The sequence below is a fragment of the Pseudomonas sp. AC112 genome (assembly GCF_979253545.1).
The window spans coordinates 5312954-5330004 of record NZ_CEEDCM010000001.1; the positions used below are offsets into that span (position 1 = coordinate 5312954).

General features: G+C 62.4%; 12 protein-coding genes and 1 pseudogene. All 13 read right to left on the reverse strand.

Going from position 1 to position 17051, the window contains the following annotated elements:
* The gene (gene glgX, locus AC0IYN_RS24695) at window positions 1-2160 is read right to left on the reverse strand and encodes a glycogen debranching protein GlgX (RefSeq protein WP_069023686.1); all 2160 of its coding nucleotides are present in this window, start codon (window positions 2158-2160) and stop codon (window positions 1-3) included.
* A gap of 118 nt (window positions 2161-2278) precedes the next feature.
* Complete coding sequence (locus AC0IYN_RS24700; protein WP_471843695.1) at window positions 2279-2551, reverse strand: DUF2934 domain-containing protein; 273 nt, start codon at window positions 2549-2551, stop codon at window positions 2279-2281.
* 23 nt (window positions 2552-2574) lie between these two features.
* Window positions 2575-5325, reverse strand: coding sequence for a malto-oligosyltrehalose synthase (locus AC0IYN_RS24705; RefSeq protein WP_471843697.1), 2751 nt, complete (start codon window positions 5323-5325; stop codon window positions 2575-2577).
* Window positions 5322-7406, reverse strand: coding sequence for a 4-alpha-glucanotransferase (malQ, locus tag AC0IYN_RS24710; RefSeq protein ID WP_457266525.1), 2085 nt, complete (start codon window positions 7404-7406; stop codon window positions 5322-5324). The genes AC0IYN_RS24705 and malQ overlap by 4 nt, the downstream gene beginning before the upstream one ends.
* Window positions 7403-9148 carry a malto-oligosyltrehalose trehalohydrolase gene (treZ, locus tag AC0IYN_RS24715; RefSeq protein ID WP_471843699.1) on the reverse strand — a complete coding sequence of 582 codons (1746 nt, stop codon included), beginning with the start codon at window positions 9146-9148 and terminating at the stop codon, window positions 7403-7405. The genes malQ and treZ overlap by 4 nt, the downstream gene beginning before the upstream one ends.
* A gap of 20 nt (window positions 9149-9168) precedes the next feature.
* Window positions 9169-10722: a glycogen synthase GlgA gene (gene glgA, locus AC0IYN_RS24720; protein WP_078048621.1), complete on the reverse strand. Its 1554-nt coding sequence runs from the start codon at window positions 10720-10722 to the stop codon at window positions 9169-9171.
* Window positions 10723-11367: 645 nt separating this feature from the next.
* Window positions 11368-12321, reverse strand: coding sequence for a D-2-hydroxyacid dehydrogenase family protein (locus AC0IYN_RS24725; RefSeq protein WP_471843702.1), 954 nt, complete (start codon window positions 12319-12321; stop codon window positions 11368-11370).
* Window positions 12322-12347: 26 nt separating this feature from the next.
* Window positions 12348-13349 (reverse strand): alpha/beta fold hydrolase, encoded by a 1002-nt coding sequence (locus tag AC0IYN_RS24730; protein ID WP_406597000.1) that lies wholly within the window; start codon window positions 13347-13349, stop codon window positions 12348-12350.
* A 46-nt stretch (window positions 13350-13395) separates the two neighbouring features.
* Entirely contained in the window at window positions 13396-13839 is a 444-nt protein-coding gene (locus AC0IYN_RS24735) for a YqaA family protein (RefSeq protein ID WP_406597001.1), read from the reverse strand.
* On the reverse strand, window positions 13836-14282 hold the full coding sequence (locus AC0IYN_RS24740) for a DUF411 domain-containing protein (RefSeq protein WP_457238258.1): 447 nt from the start codon (window positions 14280-14282) through the stop codon (window positions 13836-13838). Before AC0IYN_RS24740 ends, AC0IYN_RS24735 begins: the two co-directional genes overlap by 4 nt.
* A 109-nt stretch (window positions 14283-14391) precedes the next feature.
* Window positions 14392-14850, reverse strand: a complete 459-nt coding sequence (locus tag AC0IYN_RS24745) for an SRPBCC family protein (RefSeq protein ID WP_078048616.1) — start codon at window positions 14848-14850, stop codon at window positions 14392-14394.
* A gap of 90 nt (window positions 14851-14940) precedes the next feature.
* A complete protein-coding gene (locus AC0IYN_RS24750; protein ID WP_370737448.1) occupies window positions 14941-15786 on the reverse strand; it encodes a methyl-accepting chemotaxis protein in 846 nt (281 codons plus the stop codon).
* 15 nt (window positions 15787-15801) lie between these two features.
* A pseudogene (locus AC0IYN_RS24755) lies at window positions 15802-16935 on the reverse strand (HAMP domain-containing protein); the annotation flags it as partial.
* Window positions 16936-17051 lie beyond the last annotated feature (116 nt).

Consider the following 17051-nt stretch of genomic DNA (forward strand, 5'->3'; position numbering starts at 1 on the left):
TCACACCTCGTCTTCGCGCTGCAGTTCAAACAGTAGCAACGAACGGCCAGTCACTGCGTACTCGTGATCAAAGTCAAAGCGTTCCTGGCCGCGCACGGCAGGCTCGTTGGTGTCGAGCATGCAGGTCCAGAATTCACCCTCCGGTACCGACGGCAGGCGGAAATTGACCATGTCGTGGTGCGCATTGACCACCAGCAGCAACGTGGCATCGGCGCCTGGGCGGCGAATACCTGTCTCTTGGGCGCGGCCATCCATCAACATGCCCAGGCAGCGACCATGGCTGTCTTGCCACTGTTCGGTGGTCATTTCGTTGCCATCCGGCGCCAGCCAGGTGACGTCCTTCACGCCGATGTCTTCGTTGTAGTCGCCCACCAGGAAGCGCCCACGACGCAGGATCGGGTAGGCAAGGCGCAGCTTGATCAAGCGTTTCACAAACTTGAGCAGCGCCTTGCCGTCTTCGTCCAGGTCCCAGTTGATCCAACCGATCTCACTGTCCTGGCAGTAGGCGTTGTTGTTGCCGTGCTGGGTGCGTGCAAACTCGTCGCCGGCCACCAGCATCGGCGTGCCTTGGGACAGCAGCAGCGTGGCGAAGAAGTTACGCATCTGGCGCAGGCGCAGTGCGTTGATTTCCGGATCGTCGGTCGGGCCTTCGACACCGTGGTTCCAGGACAGGTTGTTGTTGCTGCCGTCCTGGTTGTTTTCGTCGTTGGCTTCGTTGTGCTTGTCGTTGTAGGAGACCAGGTCGTGCAGGGTGAAACCGTCGTGTGCGGTGATGAAGTTCACCGAGCTGTACGGGCGACGGCCACGGTGGTTGAACATCTCGCCGGAGGCGGTCATGCGGGCGGCGAAGTCAGCCAACTGGCTATCGTCGCCTTTCCAGAATGCGCGCACGGTGTCGCGGAAACGGTCGTTCCACTCCACCCAGCCCGGCGGAAAGTTGCCCACCTGATAACCGCCAGGGCCACAGTCCCAGGGCTCAGCGATCATTTTCAACTGGCGCAGCACTGGGTCCTGGCGGCAAGCCACGAGGAAGCTGTGGCGCTCGTCAAAGCCGTCGCGGTAGCGGCCGAGGATAGTTGCCAGGTCAAAGCGGAAGCCGTCGACGTGCATTTCCGTCGCCCAGTAACGCAGGGAGTCGGTCACCATTTGCAGCACGCACGGGTGGCTCAAGTCCAGCGTGTTACCGGTGCCGGAGTCGTTGATGTAGAAGCGTTTGTCATCCGGCATCAAGCGGTAGTACGAGGCGTTGTCGATGCCACGCATCGACAGGGTCGGCCCGCGTTCGTTGCCTTCGGCGGTGTGGTTGTAGACCACGTCCAGGATCACTTCGAGCTTGGCTTCGTGCAGGTGCGCGACCATCTCCTTGAACTCGGCGATCTTGCCGCTGGCCAGGTAGCGCGGGTCGGGGGCAAAAAACGCGATGCTGTTGTAGCCCCAGTAGTTGGTCATGCCTTTTTCCAGCAGGTGCTGGTCATTGACAAAGGCATGCACTGGCAATAACTCCACCGACGAGATACCCAGCTGGCGGATGTGCTTGAGCACGTCATCTTCCATCAGCCCGGCGCAAGTACCGCGTACGGATTCGGCGACCGAAGGGTGGCGCATGCTGATGCCGCGCAGGTGGGTCTCGTAGATGATTGTACGGTCCCACGGCACGCGTACCGGTTGGTCATTGCCCCAGGTGTGCGCCGGGTCGATCACTTTGCATTTAGGCACGAAGGGCGCGCTGTCGCGCTCGTCGAAGCTGAGGTCGTCATCCGGGTGGCCGATGGTGTAGCCGAACAGCGCCTCGGACCATTTGAGTTCGCCCACCAACTGCTTGGCATACGGGTCGATCAGCAATTTGTTGTGGTTGAAGCGGTGGCCGTTGGCCGGATCATACGCACCGTACACGCGGTAGCCGTAAATCAGCCCGGGGTGGGCGTCGGGCAGGTAGCCGTGGAAGGTTTCGTCGGTGTATTCGGGGAGTTCGATACGCTCCAGTTCGACTTCGCCAGAGTCGTCGAATAGGCACAGCTCCACCTTGGTGGCGTTGGCCGAGAACAGTGCAAAGTTGACGCCCAGTCCGTCCCAGGTGGCGCCAAGCGGGAAGGGCAAACCTTCACGAATCCGCGACGGCTCGTTGCCCGGCGTCGATGGGGTTTTATCGGGTTTGCTCATTGAGTTGCTCCTGCAAAGGTCTTTTTTCAGGCCGAACGCGGCCGTGCTGACGAGAATTCAGCTGACAATCTGGAAAATGAAATCACCTCTTGCCGACGGCGCCGGCAAGAGGCTTGGGTCAAGGCTTGGGTTTTTTCGGTGCCGGCGGTTTCTTCGAGGCCGGTGGCGCAGGTTTACTCGCCGCCGGTGCGGACGGCTTGGCTTTCGCCGGGGGCTTGGGCGCGCCTGGCTTGGGCTTGGCTGCGGCCTTGGGCTTGCTCGGCGTCAGCGCTTCGGCTTCGGCCAGTTTGCGCGCCATCTCCCAGTGCCGCGCGTCCTCGCCATGGGGTTTACCTTCAGACTCCCAGATCTGATGCGCCAGTTCGCGAATGCGTTTGTCTTCAGTACTCATCACAATGCTCCTCACAGAAAATTTCAGCTCTCTTGATCATCAGGATTGATAAAGACATTGACCGGGAAATCCCCCAGGGCAGTGCTGATCAACAGCTCCTTGTCTGGTGTGACTGCGCCTGTATGAAAAAGTCCCTTCCAGTTTTGAGTTGTCGCGGCGAACGGTAATTTCACCCGTGTATCGCCCCAAACCTGCGCATTGATCTGTGGATACACACCGTTTTCAAGCAGGGGGTGCGACCAGCGCGGCACCACCACCAGCAAGCGTTTACCCTGATGTTCGCGACAGAACGCGACCACCCGTTCGGCGTGTGTGCCGACCACTTCCAGCGGCGTGTAGGTGCCGCTGCGGAACAGCTCAGGGTGGGCTTTGCGCAAGGCCAGTACCTGAGCGATCAACGCCTGCTTGATGCGCCCGTCACGCCAGTTGAACAGCAGTTCGCCGGTATCCGGTGGGGTGTCCAGCGCCTGTTGCCGCGCGTTGAAATCCACCGGGCGACGGTTGTCTGGGTCCACCAGGCTGAAGTCCCAGAACTCATCGCCCTGGTACAGGTCCGGCACACCCGGCACGGTGATGCGAAGCAAGGATTGCGCCAGGCCGTTGAGGGCACCGGCCGGGGCGATCGACTGGGCGGCGTCGCCGATGGCACTGCGCAGTACCTGGCCTTCGTCGCTGAGCAATAGCCGCGACAGGAAGGCTTCGACACCTTGCTCATACGCGTCGTTGGGTGCGCTCCAGCTGCTCTGCAATTTGGCCTCGCGCAGGGCCTTTTGTTGCCACTGCCACAGGCGTTGCTGATAGCCGTCGAAGTCAGCGCCCTGATCCAGCGGCCAACTGCCGAGCAAGACTTGGTAGAGGATCAATTCATCGCCGGCAGACGGTGTATTGGCCTCCACCCGCAAGGGCGCGGCGAGGGTGCGCCAGTGGTTCACCTGCTCGGCGTACCAGGGCGCGCACTCACTCAGCACGGCCAGGCGCGCGCGCGTGTCTTCACCGCGCTTGTGGTCGTGGGTGGCGGTGGCCAGCAGGTTGTCGGGGAAGGTCTGCAGGCGGTGTTGGTTGATCGCATGAAACTCGGCCAACGGGGCGCTCAACTGCTCGGTGCTGAAGCCCACGTCATTGCGCGACAGCAATACCGCTGAGCGATAGAACGCGGTGTCTTCCACCGCCTTGGCGGCGGCGGGCGAGGTCAGTTGCTGGAAGCGCACGCACGCGTGCTTGAGGATCTTGCGCTCGCGGCCCACCGGGCGGTTGCGCCAAGGCTGGCCGCCGAGCCATTTTTCCAGGTGTTCGAGCACCGGCCAGTCGCCTTCGCCGAGGGTGGTGCGTGCGCCGTCCATGGCCTGCTGGAACACCTTGTCGTCGGCAGCACTACGGCCGCGCGCGCTGATGTAGGTGCGGTACACCGGGAAGTGCACGATCAGTTCCTGCAGGGCCCGGCGGATGGCGCCGAGGGTCAGGTCGCGGGTCATCACATCGTCGCGGGCTACTTGCAGCAGGGCCTGGGCCACGCTTTCAAAGTCGCCGCCGAGGGAACCGTTGAGGATCTGCTGGCGTGCCAGCCGAGCTTCCTCGATGAACGCCGAAGGCCGTTCGCTGTGACGGGTCCATAACTCGGCCAAGGGCTCGAAGCCTTCCGGGTGATGTTGCAGCAGCGAGAGCTGGTCCATGAATTCGTAGCCGGTGGTGCCGTCCACTTGCCAGTCTTCACGCAGGGTTTCGCCTTCGCCGAGGATCTTCTCGACAAAGATCGGCAAATGCCGCTCCGGCGACAGCGAATCCACGCGGCGGCGCAGCTTGCGGCAGTAACCGCGCGGGTCGGCCAGGCCGTCGATATGGTCGATGCGCAGGCCGTCCACCAGGCCTTCGCTGATCAGTTCGAAAATCTTGCCATGGGTGGCTTCAAACACCGCCGTGCGCTCGACGCGCAGGCCACCGAGTTCGTTGACATCAAAGAAGCGCCGCCAGTTGATATCGTCCGCGGCCGTGCGCCAGCTGGCCAGGCGATAGGCTTGCTGTTCCAGCAACTGGTGCAGGCGGTTGAAGCCTTCCGGCTGGCGCCCGTCGAACGCACTCAACCGCGCCTCGATCGCGGGTAACACTTCGGTGGCGCGTTCCGCCAGCGCTTGCTTGAGCCAGGCCGCCTCATGGTAGGCGTCGTCCTGGTAGGCGAGGGCACTGAAGCGCTCGGCCAGGGGTTTAAGCAGCTCATCGCTGCCGAGGATCGCCGCGTAGTCCTTGGGACAGATCGGGAAACGGTGTTCGTAATGCTCAACGTAGAACGTGCCGTGGGCGGCATCGAACTGCAGGGTCAGGGTGCCGGTCTGCAGCGCTTCGCCGTAGTCGCTGCCAAGGAACGGCATCAACAGCTGGCCCTTGAGCAGCGGGTCGGGCGAATGCCACTGGATATCGAAGAATTCGCTGTAGGGGCTCAGGCGCCCCCATTCCAGCAGGTCCAGCCACCAGGGGTTGTCGGCACCGCCGACGGCCATATGGTTGGAGACGATATCGAGGATCAGGCCCATCTCGTGTTCACGCAGCGCGGCGACCAGGCGGCGCAGGGCCGGCTCGCCGCCGAGTTCCGGGTTGACGCTGGTGGGGTCGACCACATCGTAGCCGTGCATGGAGCCGGCACGGGCGCTGAGCAGCGGCGAGGCATACAGGTGACTGATGCCCAACCGGGCGAAATACGGCACCAGGGGCACCGCGTCATCGAGGGTAAAACCTTTATGGAATTGCAGGCGCTGGGTAGCGCGCAGGGGCAGTGCTTTCATCGGTCACGCTCATAGGCTTGGTTGCGCGCGACGGCCAACAGTTCGAGGCGGCGGGCGGCGCCGGCATTGTCGAGCAGGCTCGAGGCCTCACCCGCCAGGCGACGGCGCCAATTAGGGTGGGTGTCGGTGGTGCCGGGCAGGTTGGCCTGCTCTTCGATGCCAAGGGCGTCCTCCAGCGGCAGCAGCACCAGGGGGGCGCGGGTGTGGCCGAGGTAGCGCACGCTGGCGTCGATCATATGGTCGGTTTCATTGCGGATTTCTTCGACGAAGTTCTGCGGGTCCTGGCTCAAGGCCTGGCGCAGGGCCTGGCGCTCGCGCAGGCGGTGTTCGCTCCATTGCTCCACGGTGGGCGCATCGATCAGGCCGAGCTGGATGTTCCAGTCGATGTCACGGCTGTGCCACCAGCCGTTGAGCGTCGGCAGGTCGTGGGTGCTGGTGGTCGCCAGGGCGTTGTCGGGCCAGTCGAGGATCGGCCGGAACTGGCCGTCGTGGTTTTGCTCGAACAACAGCACGCGCATGCCCAGGATCGAACGCGCGATGAGTTTTTCGCGCAGGCCATCCGGCACCGTGCCCAGGTCTTCACCGAGCACGATGGCCTGGTGGCGGTGCGACTCCAGCGCCAGCAGGCGCAGCAGGTCGTCTACCGGGTAATACAGGTAGGCGCCTTCCCTGGGCGAGGCGTCCATGGGGATCACCCACAGGCGTTGCAGGCCCATCACGTGGTCAATGCGCAAGCCGCCGGCATGGGCAAAGTTGGCGCGCAGCATCTCGATAAAGGCGCGAAAGCCATGGCGCTTGAGGCCTTCGGGGGAGAACGCGGAAATGCCCCAGCCCTGGCCGGCGCGGTTGAGAATGTCCGGCGGGGCACCCACGGTCAGGTCCGCGAGCAGTTCATCCTGGCGGCTCCAGGCCTGGCTGCCGCCACCGTCGGCGCCCACGGCCAGGTCGGCGATCAGGCCGACGCCCATGCCGCTGCCGCGCGCGGCTTGTTGCGCGCGCTCAAGGCAGCGCGCGATCAGCCATTGGCTGAAGGCGAAGAAGCCGATTTCATCGCGATTGTCTTCGGCGAACTGCGCCAGCGCCGGGCTCTGCGGGGTGCGCCAGGCTTCAGGCCAGTGGCGCCAGTCAAGGTCTTCACCTGCCGCGGCGCGGGCTGCTTGCACAGCTTCGAAGCGGCAGTGGTTCTCCAGGGCTTCACCGCCGGCCTGGCGGAAACTCTGGAAGTCGGCGTGTTGCGGGTGGTGGCCGTGGCGGAAGTCTTCATACAGCGCACGCAGCAAGCGCTGCTTGGCCTTGGCCGCAGTCGGCCAGTCAATCAGGGTGTGTTGCTCCAGATCGTGCAGCGCGTCCGCGAGCCCTGTTGCCTCGATGGCATTGCGCACTTCGCGCTCACCGAGGATGCAGCCCGGCGAGGCGTACAAGCTGTTGAGGAACAACCGGCTGGAGGGCGAATACGGGCTGTAGCGCCCGGTGTCGGCGCTGAACATCGCGTGCATCGGGCTGATCGCCAACGCATCGGCGCCACGTTCGGCCGCCGAACGGGCCAGGTGCTCCAGGGCCAGGGTGTCGCCGAAGCCACCATCGCCTAGGCGACGCAGGCTGTACAGTTGGGCGCTGAGGCCCCAGGCACGGGCAGGTTGGGTGTCGACGGCTTCTGCCACGCTGTAGCAGTGGGTCGGAGCAACGGCCAGGGTGAAGCTCTGGTCGGCAATGTGGACCTGGTGATAGCCCAGGGCAATGACACCGGGCATAACGGCGTCGCCATCGAGCCGCAGTTCCAGGGTGTCGCCATCTTCGAGGCTGACCCGGCACGGGGTGTCCGGTTCGAAGTAGCGGGCCAGGTCCAGGCCTTCGCCGCTGTCGATGGTCAGCAGGGGCGGCAGGTGTTTGTCTTGTTGTACTCGCTCCAGGTCGAGCAGGCTGGCGTCGATCTCGGCATCGGTATCGGCCGGGTGGCCCAGGCCTTTGAGAACGGCGCGCAAGGCGTCGGGTTTCACACGTTGCGGGCGGCCGTTTGCGTCGATCCAATCGACGGCCAGGCCCGCTCGGCTGGCGAGGATTTCCAGGTTCGCTTCGCTCAAGGGTGCTCTCCAACAGGGGATAGGGTGACACGTGCGCTGTACGGCGGCAGGTGTGCGCCGGCATCGGCAGGCGTTTGAAAAAGAACCGGCGCCGTCGCTGGGTGATCCAGGGGCGCGTCGCTCAGGTTGAGGTCGATCTGCAACACGCTGCCATTGCCCAGGCGCCAACGGGCGCAAACGGCACCCTCGGCCAACACTTCGGCGCCCAAGGCCATGCTGCCAGGCAAATGGGGCACGAGGTGGCGGTGGCGCAGGCTCAGTAGCTGGCGGTAGAGCTGGGTGTGTTCGTTTGCGTCAAAGCTAGGCGTTGTCTGCGCAAAGGTGGGCAGGGCATTGGGATCGGGGATGCGCTCACGTCGCTCCGGGTCCTGGAATGCCGCGAAATCCTTGAACTCATTGCGCCGGCCTTCGCGCACCGCTTCTGCCAGTTCGCCATGGTGGTCGGTGAAAAACAGGAACGGCTGCGCAGCGTTGACTTCATCGCCCATGAACATTAGCGGGATCATTGGCGACAGCAGCAGCAGGGCGGTCGCCGCCTTGAGCGCTTGCGGCGAGCAGAGTTGATGCAGGCGCTCGCCCAGGGCGCGGTTGCCGATTTGATCGTGGTTTTGCAGGAACGCCACGAAGGCGGTCGGGGGCAAGTAGCCGCTGGGTTCGCCACGTTCATGGCCATGCCGAGTGGTGTGCCCCTGGTAGATAAAGCCTTCGCCCAGGCAGCGGGCCAATTTGGCGGTAGGCGCTTCGGCGAAATCGCTGTAATACGCGTCGGTTTCGCCGGTCAGCAGCACATGCAAGACGTTGTGGAAGTCGTCATTCCATTGCGCGTCGAAATCGTGCTGCAGGAGGCTGGCCTGGTTGAGCTCGTTTTCCAGCATCAGCCAGACGTGGCGACCCGTGTCCACTTGTTCGCGAACGCGGTGCGCCAGCTCCTTGAGGAAGTCCGGGTTGTCAATGGCGTGTACGGCGTCCAGGCGCAGGCCGTCGAAGCGGTATTCGAGCAACCACATCAGCGCGTTATCGAGGAAAAAGTCCCGCACTTCACGCCGATCGAAGTCGATACCCGCGCCCCATGGCGTGTGCACGTCTTCCTGGAAGAAGCCCTTGGCGTACTGGCCCAGGTAATTGCCGTCGGGCCCGAAGTGGTTGTAGACCACGTCGAGGATCACCGCCATGCCATGTTCGTGGGCGCTGTCGATCAGGTGCTTGAGCTGTTCGGGCGTGCCATAGGAGGCTTGGGGGGCGTAGGGCAAGACCCCGTCATAACCCCAGTTGCGATCGCCGGGGAATTGCGCCAACGGCATGAACTCAATCGCGGTAATCCCGAGCTCGGCCAGGCGTGGCAGGTGTTTTTCGATTTCGGCGTAACCGCCCATTGCGCCGACGTGCAGTTCATAGATGACGGCTTCGTGCCAGGGACGGCCCTGCCAATTGCTGTGGCGCCATTGATAGGCGAGAGGGTCGACCACCAGGCTCCAACCGTGTACATCCGCGGCCTGGGCCCTGGAGGCAGGGTCGGGTACATCCATTTCCCCATCGATATTGAAGCGGTAGCGCGTGCCCGCCGGGCACGCTATTTCAGTTTCAAACCAGCCATCTGCCTGGGGCAGCATGGCGACGGACTTGCCGTTTTCCAATTCAACGCTGACATAAAACGCGTCTGGCGCCCACAAGGCAAAACGCGTGTGTTGCGCGTCCAACATGATTGCGCCGTGGGGCCAGGTTTCCAGAGTCCGTAACGGCATCTACAAAAACCTCCCTTTGATTATTTAGCGGATTTCCCCAGTGCTTTAGCCACCAGTTGCTCATACAGTTCGGCGTAGGGTTCCACCGCCTGGCTCCAGTTGAAAGGCTGTGTCATCGCCCGGCAGCGCATGGCGTTGAGCAAGCCAGGGAAGGCAAACACCTTGAACGCGCGGCTCAAGGCTTCTTTATAACTGTCGACCGTGGATTCATTGAACAGAAAACCCGTCACGCCGTTTTCGATGGTGTCCGCCAGGCCGCCGGTGTTGCGTGCCACAGGCAGCGAGCCGAAGCGCTGGGCGTACATCTGGCTCAGGCCACAGGGCTCGTAGCGCGACGGCATCAACAGGAAATCGCTGCCGGCGAACATGCGACGGGCGTCGGTCTCGTTAAAGCCGATGCGTACACCAATCTGGCCCGGGAAGCGCAGCGCCAATTCACGCATGGCGTTTTCTTCTTCCGGCTCGCCGCGACCGATGATCGCGATCTGGCCGCCTTGCTCGACGATAAAGCTGGCCACGGCTTCGGTGAGGTCCAGGCCTTTCTGGAACACCAGTCGCGAAACCACGGCGAACAGCGGGCCCGTCGAGTCGTGCAGGCCGAACAGGTTGCGCACTTGCGCGGCGTTCACGGCCTTGCCTTCCCAGTCGCCGATATTGAAGTTGTGCGTCAGGTGCGGGTCGGTAGAGGTTTCCCAACTGTCTTCAATGCCGTTGGGAATGCCGCTGAGCAAGCCTTGCTGGGTCTTGCTGGCCAAAAAGCCGTCCAGGCCGCAGCCGAATTCGGGGGTGGTGATTTCCTGGGCGTAAGTGGCGCTCACCGTGGTGATATGGCTGGAGTACGCCATGCCCGCCTTGAGGAACGACATCTTGCCGTAGAACTCCATGCCTTCCTGTTGCAGGGCGTGCGGTGGAATGCCCAGCTCCGGCGTGGATGCCAGGCTGACCACGCCCTGGTACGCCAAGTTGTGGATGGTGAACAAGGTTGGGGTGCGTGACCCACGCCAGTGCATATAGGCCGGGGCCAGGCCAGCGGGCCAGTCGTGGGCGTGCACCAGGTCCGGGCACCAGTGGATCTGTGCGAGGTTGGCGGCCATGTCGGCGGCGGCCAGGCCCAGGCGGGCGAAACGGATATGGTTATCCGGCCAGTCGCGACCGTTGTTGGCACCGTACGGCGTGCCTTCGCGCTCATAGAGCTCGGGGCAGATCAGCACATAGATGACCAGGCCGTCCTTGAGGTCCATGCGCCCGATCTTGCACGGCGGCAGCGCGGCGTGGCCACCCAGCTCACCGATGATATGGATCGGGTTGTCGCTTTCCATCACCTGCGGGTAACCCGGGATCAGCACCCGCACATCGTGCAGGTGGGCCATGGCGCGGGGCAGGGCCGCAGACACATCGCCCAGGCCGCCGGTTTTCACCAGGTCGGCAAATTCCGAGGTCACGAACAGGACTTTCTTGCGATTAGGATTCTGACTCACGATCGGCCGCACAGTGGTGGGCAGGTCGGCCAACAGAGGCCCCCCTACCGGTTGACTGACACGCTCTCCCTGAATATCTACAGCGGCACTGATCATAGTTCTCTCCCACATGTTGGTCGGCTAATGGCCCGCTGCCATTAGCTCCGATGACCGCATCCTGCGGCCAGGCGCACAAGCACTGTACAAACTGGCAAGGCGTATGCCAGTTGCACGGTAAGCCTAAAAAGATTGGATGGACGGGCATCGAGGTGTGAACCACGTGCGCTCGCCTTACCTTAAAACTGGACCTACGGCAGAGTTCGAAAGTTTCGATTTTTTGCGGGGTTTTTGTTTTGGAACGGACCCATCGGTCATGAGTCTAGGACAGATCCTAGAGCCTGTAGGGTTTTCAGGGTTTTTTTGTAGGACAAAATACTTTTAACAAAAACAGGTCTGGTTATTAGGCGGCGGCGTTGGTTCGGAGATTTACGGGGAGAGCCGGATTGTTGTAGTGAACTGGCTCTCTGTGGTGAGCGGGCTTGCCCCGCGCTGGAGTGCGAAGCGCTCCCAAATGGGCTATGCCAGTGCACCCTATAGATCGCGGTTGTCTGGTTTGGGGCTGCTTCGCAGCCCAGCGCGGGGCAAGCCCGCTCACCACAGCAAGCCCCGTTCACCACAGCAGGCCCGCTCACCATGAATAACAAGCTGGTTCAGCCTGATGTATTCGTGCGCCCGGAAGTGGTCTTGCCCTTTATTGGTGCGTCAGCCAAGCACCCGAATGGGCGCACCGTTGGCCCAGGCCTGAATGTCTTCAATCATTTGTGAATAGAACTGCCGGTAATTCTGCTCACTCACATAGCCGACATGCGGGGTGGCCAGTACATTCGGCAGGCGGCGAAACGGATGATCCGCAGGCAGCGGCTCTTCGGCATACACGTCCAGTGCCGCCCCGGCCAGCCGGCCGCTTTCCAGCGCCTGCACCAGCGCCTGCTCATCGACGATGGGGCCACGTGCGGTGTTGACCAAGCGAGCGCTCGGTTTCATCCAGCCCAACGCCTGGGCATCCACCAGCCCACGGCTGCGGTCGCTGAGCACCAGGTGCACGGTGAGGATGTCTGCCTGTTCGAACAGTGCTTGCTTGCTGACCCAGGTTACGCCGGACTCGGCCGCGCGTTCCGGCGTGAGGTTTTCACTCCAGGCAATCACCTGCATGCCAAACGCTTGGGCGAATTGTGCGACTTTCTGGCCAATGCTGCCCAGGCCGAGAATCCCCAGGGTCTTGCCATGCAGATCACCGCCGAGGCCCACTTGCCAGTGACCGGCACGCAAGGAATTGGCTTCCTCCACCAGGTTGCGGGTGGAGGCCATGATCAACGCCCAGGTCAGTTCCGGCGCGGCGTGTTTATAGCTGTCGGTGCCGCACACCTGAATGCCCAGGGCTTCGGCGGCGGGAATATCAATCGCGGCGTTGCGCATGCCGCCCGTCACCAGCAGCTTGAGCTTGGGCAGCCTTTGCAGAAGTGCCTTGTCGAAGGTGGAGCGTTCGCGCATCACGCAAATCACCTCGAACCCCTGCAAACGCTCGATCATCGTGGCGGTATCCGCCGGGTAGTCGTGCAGGAAGTGCACCTGGCCCACCGCCTCAAGGACTGACCAATCCACCACGCCTCTGGCCACGTCCTGCCAATCATCAATGACTGCGATCTGTACCGACATTCACGAATGCCTCGAAAAAGGTTGGATTAAAGGGCGTTCAACCCCTGCAACAGCGCTTTATGAAACTGTTCCGGCTCCTCCATCTGCGGCGCATGCCCCAGGCCCGGGAATTCCACCAGCGTCGCATGAGGGATCAACCGAGCCACCTGCTTGCCCAGCACGGCATAGTCGCCGAGCTTGGCCTTTACCGCCGGCGGCGCGACATCCTTGCCAATGGCGGTGTTATCGGCGGTGCCGATCAGCAGCAGCGTAGGCATTTGGAGGTGCTTGAATTCGTAGTACACCGGCTGGGTGAAGATCATGTCGTAAATCAACGCTGAGTTCCATGCGACTCGCGTATGCCCCGGGCCGTTGCTCAGGCCGGCGTACATGTCTACCCAACGCTCGTATTCGGGCTTCCAGCGCCCGACGTAATAGGTAGTGAGTTGGTACTTGCGAATGCCCTCGGCGCTGACTTTCAACTCGCGTTCGTACCACTGGTCGACGGTCAGCGAGGGCACGCCCAAGGCTTTCCAGTCTTCCAGGCCGATGGGGTTGACCATCGCCAGTTGTTCGGTTTGTTCCGGGTACATCAGGGCGTAACGGGTGGCGAGCATGCCGCCGGTGGAATGGCCCAGCAGGGTGGCCTTTTGAATGCCGAGCTTTTCCAACAGTTGGTGGGTGTTGTTCGCCAATTGCTGGAAGCTGTATTGATAGTGGTCGGGTTTGCTGGAGGTGCAGAAACCGATCTGGTCCGGCGCGATCACCCGGTAACCGGCGTCGCTGAGGGCCTTGATCGAGCCCTCCCAGGTTGCGCCGCAGAAGTTCTTGCCGTGCATCAGCACCACGCTGCGGCCGTTGGGCGTGCCTTTGGCTGGTACGTCCATGTAGCCCATTTGCAGGGATTTGCCTTGGGATTGAAACGCGAAATGCTTGAGCGGGTAGGGGTATTCAAAGCCTTGCAGTTCGGGTCCGTAGGTCGCGGCAAACACCGGCGAGGCAGTGGCCGTGAGCAGGCCGGCGATACAAAAAGCGCGGATCAGAGGCATTGGCGAGGGCTCCGAGAAGGGTGGCTCGGATGCTGTTGCGAGGGGATTAAGTGGGGATTAACACCCACTGCAAGGTCACGGCCGCCAGCACGCCATAGCGCAGGCTTTTGGCCAGGGTCACCAGCAACAGAAATCGCCACAACGGCTCGCGCATCACGCCGGCCACCAGCGTCAGCGGGTCGCCGATGACCGGCACCCAGCTGAGCAACAACGTCCAATGCCCCCAGCGCTGGTAATGGTTACGCGCTTTTTCCAACTGCCGATCGTTGACGGGAAACCAGCGTCGATCCTTGAAGTGTTCAACCCAGCGCCCCAGCCACCAGTTCACCACCGAACCCAGCACGTTGCCGAGTGTCGCAACACCCAGCAACAGCCACAGGCTGTAATGCCCGCTGAGCAGCAGGCCGACCAGCACCGCTTCCGATTGCAGCGGCAGCAAGGTCGCGGCGCCAAACGCCGCGAAGAACAGCCCCAGGTAGCCTGCGATCATTGCGCCGGGTATTCGGCCACCACCACATCCTTGCCTTCACGGGTCAGGCCGATAACTTGATAGGCCTCGCTGCGACCCTCTACTTCCATGCCCGGCGAGCCCATGGGCATGCCCGGTGCGGCGACGCCCAGCAGGTCGTCACGTTTACGCAAGGCCAGCACCTGTTCGGCGGGCACATGGCCTTCGACAAATTTGCCATCGATCACGGCGGTGTGGCACGAGCCCAGGCGCGGCGCCACGCCCAGGCGTTGCTTGACGGCGCTCATGTCGGCTTCGACGTGGTCATTGACCTTGAAACCGTTGCTTTCCAGGTGGCTGATCCACTTTTTGCAGCAGCCGCAGTTGGCATCACGGTGCACGTCGATAGGGATCAACTCGGCGGCTTGCGCCAGGGAGGTGGTGAACAGGGCTGACAGCAGGACCAGGCGCAATGTGGTGTTCATAGGATCTCGCGTACGGGAGGTGGCCGTTGGGATGGCGGCGATCATGACGACGTCATCGCAGGCAAGCCAGCTCCCACAGGTCAGCAGGTGGCGCGGTAATGTTTCAAGATTATACGAAGGGCGGGTTTTCCAGGCGGTGTTTGAGCTGGCCGAGGGCAATCGCCGACAGTTCGATCATGCGTTCATGCAAGGTCGCCAGCTGCAGCTCGGTTTCATAGGTCAACACGCGCTTGAACAGCGTGCCGCCCTGATGGGGCAACAGGAAGTAGTGGATCGAGCCATCGACGGCCAGGGAGGTGAACACGGTCTTGAACTCGCCGGGGCGTCGGGCGATTTGTACGCGGTAACTCATGGGGACACGCACACCGAGCAGGTCGATGAACTCGGTAAAACGCGCGCCTGCCGGGAGTGAGCCAGTGGTGCCGGTGTCGGCGCTGAGGGAGGTGGGGTGCCATTCGTGCCAGCGATCCGGCTGGGTCACGTAGTCGTAAACGGCGTCGATAGGGGCTTGGATAAAGCGTTCCTGACTGATCCGCTCCAAGCGGACCGATTGCTCGGCTGCGCGCATGGCACACCTCCTGTGTGGCAGTTCTAAGCACTTCGAACTGTCAGAATAGTCCCACTCCCGCACATTGCACGGGAGTGTTTCAGCCGTTTATCACCGCACCTTGAATCGACCCATCAAGGCAATCACCCGGCCATTCGCATCCAGCAGGCTTTGGGTATTGGTTTCAGTGGCGTGGCCGCTCTGTACCAGCTCTTCGACCATTTGTCGGATCTGCACCATGCTGCGGTTGATCTCCTCGGTCACCGCACTCTGTTGCTCGGCGGCCGTGGCGATCTGGGTGCTGAGGTTGTTGATATGGCTGACGGAACCCGCCATCTCATCCAGCCCGGTATTCACCCGTGCCGTGGCATCCGCAGCGGACTGACAACTGGCCTGGGTGTTTTCCATGGCCGCGACCGAGGAACTCACCCCGGCGGTCAGGCGCGTCAGCATCTCGTTGATCTGCGAGGTGCTGGCCTGGGTGCGTGCCGCAAGCGCGCGGACTTCATCGGCAACCACCGCAAACCCACGGCCTTGCTCGCCGGCACGCGCGGCTTCGATCGCGGCGTTGAGGGCCAGCAGGTTGGTCTGGCCGGCAATCGCGCCGATCACGCCGAGGGTTTCGGTGATGCGCGCCGCATCCTGGCGCATGTTTTCCACGCTGTGAGTGGCGCTCGACACTTCGCCGATCAAGGCGCTGACGCTATTGGACGCTTCGCCCACGACCACGCGGGAACGGTCGGCGTGCTCGTTGGCGCGCTGGGTGAACGCGGCGGTTTCAGCGGCGTTTTGCGCCACGGTGTCGGCGGTGGAGCTCATTTCGGTGATGGCGGTGACCGTCTGATCGGTCTCCGAAGCATGTCGCACTAGGATCTGGTTGGTGTGCGCCGAGGTGCGTTGCAGCTGCTCAAGGCTCGACGACATGGCACCGGTGGCTTGGGTGACTTCGCCGATCATGTTCTGCAAGTAGACGATAAAACGGTTGACCGAGTGGCCAATGGCGCCCAGTTCGTCTTCGGCGCGGATGGTGATGCGTCGGGTCAGGTCGGCATCGCCGGCCGACAGCGCGTCGATATTGGTTTTCAGCGACTTCATGCGCTGCACCAGTTGGCGGATCGCATACGCCGCGAGCAGCACCAGCAGCAACACCATGGGGATTTGCAGCAAGGCCAGGGTACCGAGCACGTCATCGCGCTGGGCGGTGATGAGCGAGGTGGGCAGGGCAGTGGCGAGAAACCACGGCGTGCCTTCGATGGGGCGCATGTAGAAGGTGCTGGCCACACCCAGGTTGTCGAACTCACTGCGTTGCAGCGCCTGGTCGCGGTGGGCCAGGGCTTTGCTGACCTGGCCGGCGAACGCCGAGCTGCCGGTGAGTTCGCTGATGTTCTTCAACACCACCGGGCCGCTGATGCGCGAGCTGTTGCTGATGATTTTGCCGTCGCCTTCGACGATCAGCATTTGCCCGCCGATGTCTTTTTCTTTGCTGGCCACCAGGTCATTGAAGAAGCCCAGGGTCACGTCGATGGTGGCGACGCCATAGGGCACGCCGTCGCGCTGGATGGCCATGGCGCAGTTGGTGCGTGGCTCCTGGCTGGCGTCGTCCTTGTAGGCGGCGGCCCAGGCACATTGGCCGCGCGGTGAGGCGAGGCCGCCCTTGTACCAGCTCTGGTCGTAATAGTTGGGTGCAGGGTCGCTGTTCCAGAAGGTATTTACCGCCAGCTTGCCCGACGCGTCACGGTGCCAGAACGTGCTGTGCTTGTTGCGCCCCGGTGTGCGCTGGTTGGGCAGCGGCCAGATCCCGCCACCGAAGACTTTCAGTTCGCCATATTGATCGACCAGGCCCGGCAGGACTTTGTCGATGGCATCGCTGTCGAGCAAGGGGATGGTCTGGGTGATGGTGCGTTGCTGGGACTGAACTTTGTTCAGCTCGCCCTGGATCTGTTCGGCCACTTCAGCGATGCGGTTGAGCACCACCTGTTCTTCGGTGTGGCGCAGCGTGGGGGCGACCAACTGGCCGATACCCACCACCGTCAACACAAATAACACCAGGACGAACAGCACCAGGAACAGGGTATAGCGGGCTTGGATGGAGCGCAGTGGGGGCATGGGGTCGTCCTTACGAAGCGTTTATTATCGACGCGGCTTTGTTAGAGCTTCGTAGGGCTATCGGCTTGGAGAAGCGGAGCTTTAGGTACGTTCGTACAAGAAAAAAGAGCGCCGGG

Coding starts and splice junctions, on each gene's coding strand:
- glgX (WP_069023686.1), bottom strand. CDS start 2,160: ATGAGCAAACCCGATAAAACCCCATCGACGCCGGGCAACGAGCCGTCG.
- AC0IYN_RS24700 (WP_471843695.1), bottom strand. CDS start 2,551: ATGAGTACTGAAGACAAACGCATTCGCGAACTGGCGCATCAGATCTGG.
- AC0IYN_RS24705 (WP_471843697.1), bottom strand. CDS start 5,325: ATGAAAGCACTGCCCCTGCGCGCTACCCAGCGCCTGCAATTCCATAAA.
- treZ (WP_471843699.1), bottom strand. CDS start 9,148: ATGCCGTTACGGACTCTGGAAACCTGGCCCCACGGCGCAATCATGTTG.
- glgA (WP_078048621.1), bottom strand. CDS start 10,722: ATGATCAGTGCCGCTGTAGATATTCAGGGAGAGCGTGTCAGTCAACCG.
- AC0IYN_RS24725 (WP_471843702.1), bottom strand. CDS start 12,321: ATGTCGGTACAGATCGCAGTCATTGATGATTGGCAGGACGTGGCCAGA.
- AC0IYN_RS24730 (WP_406597000.1), bottom strand. CDS start 13,349: ATGCCTCTGATCCGCGCTTTTTGTATCGCCGGCCTGCTCACGGCCACT.
- AC0IYN_RS24735 (WP_406597001.1), bottom strand. CDS start 13,839: ATGATCGCAGGCTACCTGGGGCTGTTCTTCGCGGCGTTTGGCGCCGCG.
- AC0IYN_RS24740 (WP_457238258.1), bottom strand. CDS start 14,282: ATGAACACCACATTGCGCCTGGTCCTGCTGTCAGCCCTGTTCACCACC.
- AC0IYN_RS24745 (WP_078048616.1), bottom strand. CDS start 14,850: ATGCGCGCAGCCGAGCAATCGGTCCGCTTGGAGCGGATCAGTCAGGAA.
- AC0IYN_RS24750 (WP_370737448.1), bottom strand. CDS start 15,786: ATGATCGGCGAAGTCACCCAAGCCACCGGTGCCATGTCGTCGAGCCTT.